The 12,595-nt window shown below is 52.0% G+C and carries 11 protein-coding genes and 1 riboswitch; of the genes, 8 read left to right on the top strand and 3 right to left on the bottom strand.

Features of this window, described 5'->3' with window-relative positions:
* The first annotated feature begins 51 nt into the window (after window positions 1-51).
* Window positions 52-233, top strand: a riboswitch (M-box (ykoK) riboswitch).
* A 57-nt stretch (window positions 234-290) separates the two neighbouring features.
* The gene (locus ACOI7D_RS23715) at window positions 291-1,304 is read left to right on the top strand and encodes a magnesium transporter (protein WP_023291272.1); all 1,014 of its coding nucleotides are present in this window, start codon (window positions 291-293) and stop codon (window positions 1,302-1,304) included.
* A 34-nt stretch (window positions 1,305-1,338) separates the two neighbouring features.
* On the opposite strand, the gene ACOI7D_RS23710 is transcribed toward ACOI7D_RS23715, so the two are convergent.
* Window positions 1,339-1,614: a LysR family transcriptional regulator gene (locus ACOI7D_RS23710; RefSeq protein WP_060589786.1), complete on the bottom strand. Its 276-nt coding sequence runs from the start codon at window positions 1,612-1,614 to the stop codon at window positions 1,339-1,341.
* A gap of 335 nt (window positions 1,615-1,949) precedes the next feature.
* Here ACOI7D_RS23710 and ACOI7D_RS23705 point away from each other — a divergent pair, with 335 nt between their 5' ends.
* The 5 genes from ACOI7D_RS23705 (at window position 1,950) to ACOI7D_RS23685 (ending at window position 8,272) form a co-directional block, all read left to right on the top strand.
* Window positions 1,950-2,903, top strand: coding sequence for a hydroxyacid dehydrogenase (locus tag ACOI7D_RS23705; RefSeq protein ID WP_060589789.1), 954 nt, complete (start codon window positions 1,950-1,952; stop codon window positions 2,901-2,903).
* Between the two features lie 10 nt (window positions 2,904-2,913).
* Window positions 2,914-3,612, top strand: a complete 699-nt coding sequence (locus ACOI7D_RS23700; protein ID WP_060589791.1) for a methyltransferase — start codon at window positions 2,914-2,916, stop codon at window positions 3,610-3,612.
* A 64-nt stretch (window positions 3,613-3,676) separates the two neighbouring features.
* A complete protein-coding gene (locus ACOI7D_RS23695) occupies window positions 3,677-5,071 on the top strand; it encodes a DASS family sodium-coupled anion symporter (protein ID WP_060589793.1) in 1,395 nt (464 codons plus the stop codon).
* Window positions 5,072-5,083: 12 nt separating this feature from the next.
* Entirely contained in the window at window positions 5,084-6,247 is a 1,164-nt protein-coding gene (locus ACOI7D_RS23690) for a metallo-dependent hydrolase (protein ID WP_060589795.1), read from the top strand.
* 141 nt (window positions 6,248-6,388) lie between these two features.
* Window positions 6,389-8,272 carry a sigma 54-interacting transcriptional regulator gene (locus ACOI7D_RS23685; protein ID WP_109546837.1) on the top strand — a complete coding sequence of 628 codons (1,884 nt, stop codon included), beginning with the start codon at window positions 6,389-6,391 and terminating at the stop codon, window positions 8,270-8,272.
* A gap of 32 nt (window positions 8,273-8,304) precedes the next feature.
* Here ACOI7D_RS23685 and ACOI7D_RS23680 read toward each other — a convergent pair whose 3' ends face one another.
* On the bottom strand, window positions 8,305-9,498 hold the full coding sequence (locus ACOI7D_RS23680; protein WP_065812597.1) for an NAD(P)/FAD-dependent oxidoreductase: 1,194 nt from the start codon (window positions 9,496-9,498) through the stop codon (window positions 8,305-8,307).
* Between the two features lie 229 nt (window positions 9,499-9,727).
* Here ACOI7D_RS23680 and pitA point away from each other — a divergent pair, with 229 nt between their 5' ends.
* Window positions 9,728-11,224 (top strand): inorganic phosphate transporter PitA, encoded by a 1,497-nt coding sequence (gene pitA / locus ACOI7D_RS23675; RefSeq protein WP_004204940.1) that lies wholly within the window; start codon window positions 9,728-9,730, stop codon window positions 11,222-11,224.
* Window positions 11,225-11,283: 59 nt separating this feature from the next.
* Here the strand turns inward: pitA and uspB are convergent, their stop codons facing one another.
* Window positions 11,284-11,619, bottom strand: coding sequence for a universal stress protein UspB (gene uspB / locus ACOI7D_RS23670; RefSeq protein ID WP_002921203.1), 336 nt, complete (start codon window positions 11,617-11,619; stop codon window positions 11,284-11,286).
* Between the two features lie 382 nt (window positions 11,620-12,001).
* On the opposite strand from uspB, the gene uspA reads away from it, so the two are divergent.
* Entirely contained in the window at window positions 12,002-12,439 is a 438-nt protein-coding gene (uspA, locus tag ACOI7D_RS23665; protein ID WP_004145166.1) for a universal stress protein UspA, read from the top strand.
* The last annotated feature ends 156 nt before the right edge of the window (window positions 12,440-12,595 follow it).

Genomic DNA, 12,595 nt, shown 5'->3' with positions numbered 1-12,595 from the left:
AAACTATACGCTTTGTGAATTATCCCTCTTCGCCAATAATGGCGCCTCATTTAACGATCTCGTTATGGCGAGGCTCCTGCATAAATACAAGTTACCGCCCTGTTGGTATCGAGAGAGACCACTCAGGGAAATACAGGCTTCCATCGAATCAAGGTGTTGCCAAGGTAACTTCTGGCGGTCATGACCGTTCAGATACGTTATGCAGTGCTAAAACCAGGACGTAGGGATCTGCCTGCGCTAACCCTGTCTTGTTCGCCCCTATGAGTGATTTTTTTATAGGGATTTTAATCATGTCTTCCATTCAACTCTGCGCCGCCCATCAGGCGACCTCTGGCTTCGACGGCGATGCCATCGCCCAGTACATGCGTACCGACTTTATTACGCTGCAGGAACATCTCAGCGTCCATGAAGCGCGGGAGCACTTTATCTCACAGCTCACCAGCGATGATATTCCCGGCCAGGTGTTTGTGGTCGCCGGCAAGAAGCTGCGCGGCAGCCTGTCGGTCAAAAAGCTACTGCAGGAAGGGGATGTCGGGCAGTCTATCCGCTACCTGATGGACAGCTGCCTGTTCCGCGTCAAACCTGACGATGAACGCCCGCAGGTGATTGCCGAGCTCAACGAGCGCGGCCTCGACCTGGTTCCCGTCGTCGATAAAGGCGAGCTGGTCGGCTGCCTGATGGAAAAGGAGATCGCCCATCTGCTGGAGGATGACGTCACCGAGGACGCCCAGCTGCAGGGGGCGACCCTGCCGCTGGAAAAACCGTATCTGGACATCAGCCCCTGGACGCTGTGGAAGAAACGCTCGGTGTGGCTGCTGCTGCTGTTCGTGGCCGAAGCCTACACCAGCAGCGTGCTGCAGCATTTTGAAGAGGCGCTGGAATCGGCCATCGCGCTGGCCTTCTTTATTCCGCTGCTCATCGGTACCGGCGGCAACAGCGGAACGCAGATCACCTCGACGCTGGTGCGCTCGATGGCGCTGGGAGAAGTACGGCTGCGCGATATGGGGCGGGTGATCCGCAAAGAGGTATCGACCTCGTTTCTGATTGCCTTAACGCTGGGGCTGGCGGGCTGCCTGCGCGCCTGGATGATGGGCATCGGCATGGAAATCACGCTGATCGTCAGCCTGACGCTGGTATGCATTACCCTGTGGAGCGCGATTGTCTCGTCGGTCATCCCGATGGTGCTTAAACGGATCGGCATCGACCCGGCGGTGGTTTCCGCGCCGTTTATCGCCACGCTGATCGATGGCACCGGACTGATCATCTATTTCAAAATCGCCCAGTATTTTCTTGGGTTGAACTGACGCCATGCCACAGCCCGGCCGACTGGCGCCGGGCTTATTCAGCCAGGTGCTTTGCGCGGCGAATAGTCGCGATAGCATGCAGTATGCCGAGGATCTGCGGCGTCAGCTTATAAAAAGCCCTTCCCTTTTCCGTTAATATCACCTTCCTGATATTTTTTCCTCGCAAGATGAGATTAAAACCAATCTCGTTCTCCAGCGCACAAATACTGGTAGTGACAGCAGCAGCATCAATGCCAAGCCGTTGCGCAGTATGATGAATATTTTCCGTTTGTACCATGACGCTGAAGATTTCAATCTGGGTATTATTCACGATCAATACGTCCTGTGTATTTATTCATCCCGCTTCGTTTTAGTTAACCGACAACAAAATGTCAATGCCTCTCGACCCAGGCTCTGTCAAGCAACAATGTGAAATGCATAACACTGTTATTTAATTTTGCAATCCAGCCATTTCATAATGAAAAAACCAGGCGATAACGCCTAATATGAATTTGTGACACCCATCACCACCAAAACAATTCACCAATAATTAACATAATAAAAAGTAGTTTAGTTTCAATGAATTGAAAATAAACTCAACGCTGAAGTCATTTATGGCATCCGGCATGCATTTACCTCCTCGTAAACAACACTGGAGAAATTGGCATGACGTATAAAATTCTACTCCCGCAAGAAATCATGGCCGAAGGGAGAGCGTACCTGGAAAGCCGAGGTTATCAGCTAATTAAAGGTTCGGGGATGGAAGAAGAAGATATCATTCGTGATATCGGCGACTGTGACGGTATTATCGTACGCCTTTCAAAAATGTCCGACCGCGTATTTGAAGCCGCTAAAAAGCTGAAAGTGGTGGCCCGCCATGGCGCGGGTTACGATACCGTGGATCTGGAGTCAGCCAAACGTCATGGCGTTGTGGTATTAAATGCCCCGCTAGCCAATAGCATGTCGGTCGCTGAACTGACAATATTTTATATGCTGCACTGCTCACGTAATTTCAAGCTGGTCGAAGAGAAAATGCTTGAAGATTATTATTGGGCAAAATTGCGCACGCCGAAAGTTGAACTTGACGGTAAAACCCTGGGTTTAATTGGCGTAGGAAATATCGGCTCGCGCGTCGCGATCAAAGCACTGCATGGCTTTAATATGAAAGTCATTGCCTATGATCCCTATAAAACACAGCAGCAGATCCCCGAAGGTGTCGAACTCACTGACGATTTCGACCGTATTTTCAAAGAGAGTGATTTCGTTTCGCTGCACTGCCCAACAACGGCGGAAACCACTGACTTTGTCGGCGAAAAACAGTTCTCGATGATGAAACCCAGCGCCTATTTCATTAATACCGCCCGCGGCAAGCTCGTCGATGAGCGCGCGCTTTATCATGCCTTAAGCCAGCAAATTATCGCCGGCGCCGGCGTTGATGTTTTAAAGAAAGAACCCTTCGATGCCAACGATCCTATTTTCGCATTGAGCAATATCGTCATCGGTCCTCATATCGGTGCCGCCACCATCGAAGCGACTGACAGAGCTTCCCTGCATTCCGCCATCGGCATTGACGAAGTGTTATCGGGTAAAAAACCGTCCTGGCCGGTCCCAGGTTTTTAAGGAGCAAGAGATGACTATTGGTAACCGTGTATTTTTAAAACGTCCGGCAGGAAATATTGCACTGCTGAAAGAATATGAGCACCTGCCGGCGGCAAATATTGCTGACACCATGAACCGTATTGCGGTATTAGGCAACGGCATCAAGCGCATTTCCTCACCCAAAAAACCGATAATGGCCGGCTTCGCTATTACGGTAAAAGCACGCGCCGGCGACAATTTGATGCTCCATGCCGCCCTGGATATGGCGGGGGAAAATGACGTCATTGTGGTCTCTAACGAAGGAGATCGCTCGCGGGCGTTGATGGGCGAAATCATGGTGGCGTATGCCCACCACATGAAGAACATTGCCGGCATCGTGCTCGACGGGCCAATTCGCGATATCGACGCGCTATCGGTTCTTGATTTTCCGCTCTATGCCACCGGTTCGAACCCGGCGGGCCCGTTCAAAATGGGTCCAGGGGAAGTGAATACCCCTATTGCCGTGGGCGGCGTCGCGGTCTGTCCCGGCGATCTGATTGTCGGTGATGCGGATGGCGTCATTGTCATCCCACTGAGCGATGCAGAGACTGTGCTGGATAAAGCGAAAGAGTACGCCAAATTCGACTCCAGCAAAGTGGATGCCGCCAAAAACGGCACCGCCAACCGCCAATGGGTTAGAAAATCGCTGGATGCAACCGGCGTCGAATTTATCGACGACACATATCGTTAATTCGATTAAATAATATAAGCCACGGTCATTTAACGGCCGTGGCCTTAAAGCAAAGGTAACAAAAATGCTTTATTTAAAACTCTTGCCGATTATCTTTTTCCCTGTTTTATTTTGGATAATACCGCATCCGGAAGGCGTTGCCGCCCCGACATGGCATATGGTTGGTATTTATCTGGCCATGCTCTGTGGCCTGGTTTTACGCCCGTTTACCGATTCGGTGATTATGCTGATTATTTTGGGATTCGCCTCTCTGGTACTCGACCCCGGTCCGCTATTCGCTGGATTTGGCAGCCCAATGGTATGGTTTATTATCAGCGCTTTTATTATTTGCAAAGCGTTTGTCATTACCGGGTTAGGTAAACGCATTGCTTATCTGTTACTCAAACGCTACGGCAAAAATACCCTGACGCTCGGGTATTTGATGATGGTCACCGATACCGTGCTGGCCCCAGCGACCGGTTCAAACATGTCGCGTTCGGGAGGGATTACCTACCCCATTTTCAGAAATATCGCCGAAGCGCTTGGCTCGAAGCCCGACGACGGCAGCCGCAAAATCGGCGCCTACCTGACTATTTTGATGTACGTCGTCTCGATGGGAACCTCCAGCTTGTTCCTGACCGGGATGGCCACCAACTCGATCACCGTTTCATTAGCCAATGAGATTATGAAGGTTAATCTTGAGTGGATGACCTGGTTTAAAGCCGCCATTGTCCCGGCGGGACTGGTGCTCATTCTGGCGCCCTGGATCCTGTATAAAATCTATGCCCCGGAACTGAAAGTCATTACGAACGTCAATGAAATTGCGGAAAAAGGACTCAATGAATTAGGGCCGGTAAAACGCGAAGAGAAGCTGTTAATCGCGTTCTTTATTCTTGGCGTGTTAGGCTGGATGACGGGGTCTATCACCGGCATTGCCTTTATTCCCGTGGGACTCGCCTTCCTCGCTTGTCTGTTGCTTTTCGGCGTACTGAGCTGGAATGACGTAGTCAGCGAAAAATCAGCCTGGCAAACTTTTGTCTGGTACGGCGCCTTCTACGGCTGCGCGGTCGCGCTGTCAAAAGGCGGATTCTATGTTTACCTGGTCGACGTGATTAAAAATTATCTGGATCTCTCACATTTGAGTGAATTCAGCGCGATTGCTGTGCTGGTGTTTATCAGCCTCGCGGTCCGCTATTTCTTCGTCTCAAACAGCGCCTTTGTCGTCTCTTTCTATCCGGTACTCTTTACCCTCGGAATGACCACGCAGGCACATCCTATGTACGTGGCGCTCTCTCTGGCCTTCTCCGCAGGCTATGGCGCGTTATTGACACACTATGGTAATGGGGCTGGCGTATTTACCTTCTCCAGCGGATACGTGCCGCAAAAAACGTTCTGGATGCTCGGCACCATTATGGTTGTGGTTAACGTATTGATATTTTTCTTAATCGGTATTCCTTACTGGAAGCTTATCGGTATCTGACAGGAGCATAAAATGAAACTGGATATAGTCATTAAAAACGGCCAGATCGCCGATATTGAAAACCGTACTTATATCAACGCCGATATTGGTATTAAGGGTAACCGCATCGTTGATATCACGCATCAGGATGAACGACAGGCAGAAACCGTTATTGATGCCTCAGGCTGTATTGTTCTTCCCGGGCTCATCGACTTTCATGGGCACGTTTTTCATGGCGGAACGGCGATTAGCGTCAACCCCGACATCGTCTGTTTACCAAACGGCGTCACCAGCATGGTCGATGCCGGGAGCAGCGGATGGGTAAACTATTCGCTATTTCGTAATAGCGTGATTCATCCGGCGATGGTGAAAATCAAGAGCTATTTAAACGTGGTCAACGTTGGCCTTTCGACCCTTGGCGGTGGGCCAACTGGCTATCTTGAAAATACCAATCCAGCAAATTACAACGAGGAAAAAATTGCCCAGACGCTGAATGACAATAAAGACAACATCCTGGGTTTGAAATTACGCTATAGCCAGGATATCGCCCGGGGCAAACAGTATGCCAGCGATCCGCTGTTAGCTACGGTCTCCCTGGCGCGAAAACTGGATACCTCCATTTGCGTGCATGTCACCGACTCCCTGTTATGCGCCGATGAGCTGATCCGCTATTTCGAGGAGGGTGACATCTACGCGCACTGTTTCCACGGTACCGGTCATTCCATTCTCAATGAACAGGGGCAGGTCTATGCCGCCATCAAAGAAGCGCAGTCCCGGGGGGTGATCTTCGATTGTTCAAACGGTGTCGCCCACTTTGATTTTGAGGTGGCGCAATCGGCGATGGAGCAGGGATTCTACCCTGATATCATCAGTACCGATTTAACCCTGCGTAATAGCTTGCGTACCGACAAGGTCTATAGCCTGCTGCATGTGATGTCGAAATATCTCAATATGGGCATGTCCTTCTTTGACGTTATCCGCGCCGTCACCGCCACCCCGGCTCGCCTGATGAAAATGCAAGGGCAGATTGGTACTCTGGCGCCAAATGCTCTTGCCGATATTTCCATTGTGAAATTACGCAAAGATAAAATTATGTTTGAAGATACCCGGGGAAAAACCCTGGAGGGTGATCGCTACCTCGATAACTGCGCCACTATCTGTAACGGGCAGATCGTTTATCGCCGTCTGCGGTTCTAATTCGCCAGCCACCGGCCTTGCGTCTTTCCAGGCGTAAGGCTGGTACGATAAAACCCACCTTCCATGACCTTCGTCATTATTTATCTGCACCTTAAAATTATAATGATTTTAGCCAATCTTGAGCCGATAAGTGAATAATGTATGAAGAATAATGAAATTGTCATCTTCTCAGTTTCCAGCACTATTACCCAACGAATAATCAATGTCCTTATTGAGCGCAAACTGGAAATCCCCGTCTATGAGTTTCGTTATTCTGATGTCCTCAATAAAGCCAATGAAATGATCCAGTCCGGTACCCGAATCATTATTAGTCGGGGCGGTACCGCCGCCCTGCTTCGCAATAACATTCCCATTCCGGTGATCGAAATCGCCCATGATTTTCATGGCGTATACCGCATCCTGCAGGAAGCCAAGAATAAATCGCAGAAAATCGCCGCCATCGGTTTTCCCCAGTTTTGCCGGGCGCTGCGGCATTACCAAAGCATGACCAACGACGAGTTTAAGATTTGCCAGGTCTATAACCATCATGATATTGAAAATGTTATAAAAAACCTGTCTGAAAATGATTACCATATGGTCATTGGCGGTTTAACGGTCGCCGAAATGGCCAAGAAATACAATCTCAACGTTATTGAAGGCGATGCTGACAATAATTCTATTGAACAAGCAATTAATGAAGCTCATGGCTTACTAAAATATATCAACCGGGAAAATTTAAAGTTAGTGATGAGCCATGCGGCGCTCAACCAATCCCGCGAAGGAATTATGTGCGTTGATCAGCTGGGTGAGATTATTCATATTAATGCTATCGGCATGATCTTATTTCAATGTCAGGTGGGTGACAAATTATTTAAAAAAGAGGTTTTTAAAGATATCTATGCCAGTATGATTAATGAGTCCAACGTCAAAGAGCAAGCTATCGAAATTAATGGCGCACTTGTTAGTCTCTCCGTCCGGCATTTTTCCAATCGCCACAACAGCTATGCCGTCATCACCGGCTTAAGCCAGGAAAGTACGCTCTGGCAGCAGACTACCAGTAAGAAAAGTCACTTACGCGGCTATGCCACCAGCTACTCTTTTGACAATATTATTGCGCAATCGCCGATCATGCATCAGGTGATACAAAAAGCCAGGCTGTGCGCTCAACATGAGCTTCCGGTCCATATCCTGGGCGACACCGGCACGGGGAAAGAGCTGTTTGCCCAGAGTATTCATCACGTTAGCGCCCGAAGCCATGGTCCTTTTGTCGCGCTTAACTGCGCGGCTATACCGGAGAGCCTGCTGGAAAGCGAACTGTTCGGTTATGCCGAAGGCGCGTTTACCAACGCGCGGAAGGGAGGCAAGCCCGGGGTCTTTGAAATGGCCACTAACGGAACGGTATTTATCGATGAGATCAGCGAAGCCCCGCTGTCGGTCCAGGTGAAGCTGCTGCGCGTATTGCAGGAGAAGCAATTTTCCCGTCTTGGTGGCGACACCCTGCTCTCAGCCGACTTTCGCCTGATCACCGCCAGCAATAAAGATCTGGGTCAGCTCGTCGCCTGCAGGGAGTTCCGCCAGGATCTTTATTACCGAATCAATATCCTTGAACTGCAGCTCCCGTCATTACGCGAAAGACCCGAAGATATTATGGTGCTGATTCACCATCTTCTGCAGCAACAAAACAAGCACCTCACCTTTACTGCGGATGCCGTGAACTGCCTACAGAACTATGACTGGCCGGGCAATATTCGTGAACTGCAGGCGGTCATCTATCGTCTTATCGTCTTGCTGGACGGAAACACGGTGAACAAAGAGGTTTTACAGCAGATCAGTCACCTCTCGCCGGCCTGCCACCAGAGCGTGTCTCTTGTTTCTGACCACACGCTGGTCGCGGATGAGAGCGATCTGTTAAAAAAACAGGAGAAACAGCTGATTGCGAGCGTGATTGAAAAAACGGATGGCGACAGAACCAGAGCCTCCGCCATCCTCGGCATCAGCCCTACCACGCTGTGGCGAAAACTGAAGCAGCATAACATCAGCGGATAAGCCGAAACCTATCCGCCGGAACGATACCGCCGTTACCCTTCCACCAGCGCCTGCGCGCAGGCCCAGGCGCTTGACCACGCCCACTGGAAGTTATACCCGCCGAGCCAGCCGGTGACGTCCATCACTTCGCCGATAAAGTAGAGGCCCGGCGCCTTGCGCGCCTCCATAGTACGCGACGAGAGCTCATTGGTGTCCACGCCGCCGAGGGTCACCTCCGCCGTCCGGTAGCCTTCAGTGCCGTTCGGCTGCACGCGCCAGGCGGTCAGCGTCTCCACCAGCGCCTGCTGGTCGCGAACGTTCAGCTGCTTCAGCGTGACATCAGGAATTTGCCCCAGCTGCTGCAGGCACTCCACCAGCCGCTTCGGCAACTGCATCGCGAGGGTGTTTTTCAGGCTCTGGTTGGGATGCGCGCCGCGCTGCTCGTTAAGGAAGTCTTCAAGATTGCAGTCCGGCAGCAGATTCACGGTGACGAACTCGCCGGGCTGCCAGTAGCTGGAAATTTGCAGCACCGCCGGTCCGGAAAGGCCGCGATGGGTGAACAGCAGATTTTCGCGGAACAGGGTGCCGTTCTCGGCGGTGATGGTCGACGGCACCGAGACGCCGGAGAGAACCTGCAACTGCTCAAGCAGCGGCTTGTGCAGGGTAAACGGCACCAGACCCGCACGGGTCGGCAGCACCTTCAGGCCGAACTGTTCGGCGATTTTATAGCCGAACGGCGAGGCGCCAAGGCCCGGCATCGACAAGCCGCCGGAGGCGATCACCAGCTTTTTGGTCGCCAGCGTTTCGCCGTTCACCTGGAGCCGGTAGCCTTGCTCGTCGCGCTCGACGCTGAGGATTTCGCTGCGCAGGCGGATCTGCACGCCGCCCTTTTCGCATTCCGCCAGCAACAGATTGACGATCTGTTCCGCCGAATCATCGCAAAACAGCTGACCGAGGGTTTTCTCATGCCAGGCGATGCCATATTTGCCGACCAGCTCGATAAAGTCCCACTGGGTGTAGCGCGCCAGGGCAGATTTGCAAAAATGCGGGTTTTGGCTCAAATAGGCCGCCGGCTCAACATACATATTGGTAAAGTTGCAGCGACCGCCGCCGGACATCAGAATTTTTCGCCCCGGCTTTTTGCCGTTGTCGAGCAGCAGAACGCGACAGCCGAGCTGCCCCGCCTGCGCTGCGCAAAACATTCCCGCCGCTCCGGCGCCAACGACAATGGCATCAAACCTTTCCACAGCGCATTCCTCGTTCCCCAATTGTCGGGTTTTGTAAATATTTCACTCTGGTCACACCAGCGGGAAAAATCCCGCATTAGATACATCATTGAAAGATATAGGATTACTCCCAACAGGGTAAAACCTAAACAGGAAGAAAATCAAAAAAAGTCTATATTTCACTTTGCCCGCGCCGCTAAAGTCACTGATAATGCGCCGCGTTCATGTCCTCAAAATGGCGTAACGTCCTATGCTACATTTATTTGCCGGTCTGGATTTACATACCGGACTATTATTATTGCTTGCTTTAGCTTTTGTACTGTTTTACGAAGCGATTAACGGTTTCCATGATACCGCAAACGCGGTGGCTACGGTTATCTACACTCGCGCTATGCGCTCACAGCTCGCTGTGGCGATGGCGGCGCTCTTCAACTTCTTCGGCGTTCTGCTGGGCGGTCTCAGCGTAGCCTATGCCATCGTGCATATGCTGCCGACCGATCTGCTGCTTAACATGGGTTCCGCACATGGCCTCGCCATGGTGTTCTCTATGCTGCTGGCGGCGATCATCTGGAACCTCGGCACCTGGTACTTCGGCCTGCCGGCATCCAGTTCCCATACGCTGATCGGCGCTATCATCGGGATCGGTCTCACCAATGCCTTAATGACCGGTACGTCGGTCGTTGACGCGCTGAATATCCCGAAAGTCATCGGCATTTTTGGATCGCTGATTATCTCGCCTATCGTCGGCCTGGTGATCGCGGGCGGCCTGATTTTCCTGCTGCGTCGCTACTGGAGCGGCACCAAGAAACGGGCGCGTATCCACCTGACCCCAGCGGAGCGTGAAAAGAAAGACGGCAAGAAAAAGCCGCCGTTCTGGACCCGTATCGCCCTGATCCTGTCCGCTATCGGCGTGTCGTTCTCTCACGGCGCTAACGATGGACAGAAAGGCATTGGTCTGGTGATGCTGGTCCTGATTGGCGTCGCCCCGGCGGGCTTCGTGGTGAATATGAACGCCTCCGGTTACGAAATCACCCGTACCCGCGATGCGGTCAACAACGTGGAAACCTTCTTCCAGCAGCGCCCTGACCTGCTGAAGAAAGCCACCGGCGTTGACCAGCTGGTTCCCTCTCCGGACACCAATACCGCGGCCAACGGCGAGTTTCATTGTCATCCGGCGAACACCATCAACGCCCTTGACCGCGTGAAGACCATGCTGACCGGCGTTGAGAACTACGAGTCGCTAAAACCGGAACAGCGCGGCCAGCTGCGTCGCATCATGCTCTGCATCTCCGACACCACCGACAAAGTGGCGAAACTGCCGGACGTGAGCGCTGACGACCAGCGTCTGCTGAAGAAACTGAAAACCGATATGCTGAGCACCATCGAGTACGCGCCAATCTGGATTATCATGGCGGTCGCGCTGGCGCTGGGTATTGGCACCATGATCGGCTGGCGCCGCGTGGCGACCACTATCGGTGAGAAGATTGGTAAGAAGGGCATGACCTACGCCCAGGGGATGTCGGCGCAGATGACCGCGGCGGTCTCTATCGGTCTGGCGAGCTACACCGGGATGCCGGTCTCCACCACCCACGTACTCTCCTCCTCGGTAGCGGGGACGATGCTGGTGGATGGCGGTGGTCTGCAGAAAAAGACGGTGACGAGCATTCTGATGGCCTGGGTACTGACCCTGCCGGCAGCGATTATCCTTTCAGGCGTCCTTTACTGGCTCTCCCTGAAGCTGATTTAAGCGCTATTCGTTCAAAACGGGCCAGCTTGCTGGCCCGTTTTTTTATCCCGAAGATGTCGTCAGTGCCAGATCATCAACGCAATCAGGCTCACCACCACCAGGCCGCACAGGGCGCTGGTCAGAATAAACTGGCGACGAACACGTTCGCAGCGACGAATAAATTCATCGTCATGATGGTCACGGTAGCGCTGGGCATAGATATACCACACCAGGCGCATCTGTTTGCTGGGCTGCCCGTGCGAGGTAAAAAAGCCGCCGCCATCGACGTACTGATAGAGCAAGGGATCGCAACCACGTAGCACAACCAATAATGCACGCAACGATGAGAAGTAGCGTGCCATATTCACCACACAAACGACACACAGGGCCCAAAACAGCGCAATAGTGCTGATCATACCTCCTCCCCGGCGACCCGCCCACGGAGAAACCCTCCGCGGCTACCGCTCCCCAAATAACCGACGACAATACCGTAAAGAGTGCGATTCCGATCACATTTATTTTTCCGACCGGCTCATTAAATAGTGTAGGAGATCCATTAATTTTTTTACCACAAGGTTATTCGTTATCAATACGTAAGACGGATAAATTTGTTTAACTTTTAGGTGAACCCAGTGCATTGACGGAGTGCGGGGGGCGCTATAAGGTAAGAAATATCTTCTACAATGAAGTCCTTAAAGGCTACCCTCCCGCGAATGTAGCACGCAGGACGCGGGCGAAACGGCAGCGCCAGCTGTCAGGTCCAATGGTCATCGACAAACTTATGGAAGGAGTAACACTATGGCTTACAAACATATTCTGATTGCAGTAGACCTGTCCCCGGAGAGTAAAGTACTGGTTGAAAAAGCCGTTTCTATGGCCCGCCCGTATAACGCGAAAGTCTCCCTGATCCACGTGGATGTGAATTACTCCGACCTCTACACCGGGCTGATTGACGTGAACCTCGGCGACATGCAAAAACGCATCTCCGAAGAGACCCATCACGCGCTGACCGAGCTGTCGACCAACGCCGGCTACCCGATCACCGAGACCCTGAGCGGCAGCGGCGACCTGGGCCAGGTGCTGGTCGATGCGATTAAAAAATATGATATGGACCTGGTGGTCTGCGGCCACCATCAGGACTTCTGGAGCAAGCTGATGTCCTCTGCCCGTCAGCTGATCAACACCGTCCATGTCGACATGCTGATTGTCCCGCTACGCGACGAAGAAGACGAATAACCGTCCCGTTGTGTCATGCCAGACGCCCGCCGCTGCGGGCGTTTTTATTTTCGCTTCCGCCTCGCCAGACAATAGAGCTTAACTCCATAAAAAAGCCATTCAATTAGTGTGATCAACCAGTTATTCACTAAAACATCTATATAATAATCTATTCAA

It is taken from the genome of Klebsiella sp. C360 (genome assembly GCF_048822415.1).
GTDB classification, from domain to species: Bacteria; Pseudomonadota; Gammaproteobacteria; order Enterobacterales; family Enterobacteriaceae; genus Klebsiella; species Klebsiella quasipneumoniae.
This window is presented reverse-complemented; position numbering and strand designations above follow the sequence as displayed.

What these genes read in the sequence shown, in the direction of transcription:
- ACOI7D_RS23715 (WP_023291272.1), top strand. Translation starts at nt 291, where the DNA reads ATGTCTTCCATTCAACTCTGCGCCGCCCATCAGGCGACCTCTGGCTTC.
- ACOI7D_RS23705 (WP_060589789.1), top strand. Translation starts at nt 1,950, where the DNA reads ATGACGTATAAAATTCTACTCCCGCAAGAAATCATGGCCGAAGGGAGA.
- ACOI7D_RS23700 (WP_060589791.1), top strand. Translation starts at nt 2,914, where the DNA reads ATGACTATTGGTAACCGTGTATTTTTAAAACGTCCGGCAGGAAATATT.
- ACOI7D_RS23695 (WP_060589793.1), top strand. Translation starts at nt 3,677, where the DNA reads ATGCTTTATTTAAAACTCTTGCCGATTATCTTTTTCCCTGTTTTATTT.
- ACOI7D_RS23690 (WP_060589795.1), top strand. Translation starts at nt 5,084, where the DNA reads ATGAAACTGGATATAGTCATTAAAAACGGCCAGATCGCCGATATTGAA.
- ACOI7D_RS23685 (WP_109546837.1), top strand. Translation starts at nt 6,389, where the DNA reads ATGAAGAATAATGAAATTGTCATCTTCTCAGTTTCCAGCACTATTACC.
- pitA (WP_004204940.1), top strand. Translation starts at nt 9,728, where the DNA reads ATGCTACATTTATTTGCCGGTCTGGATTTACATACCGGACTATTATTA.
- uspB (WP_002921203.1), bottom strand. Translation starts at nt 11,619, where the DNA reads ATGATCAGCACTATTGCGCTGTTTTGGGCCCTGTGTGTCGTTTGTGTG.
- uspA (WP_004145166.1), top strand. Translation starts at nt 12,002, where the DNA reads ATGGCTTACAAACATATTCTGATTGCAGTAGACCTGTCCCCGGAGAGT.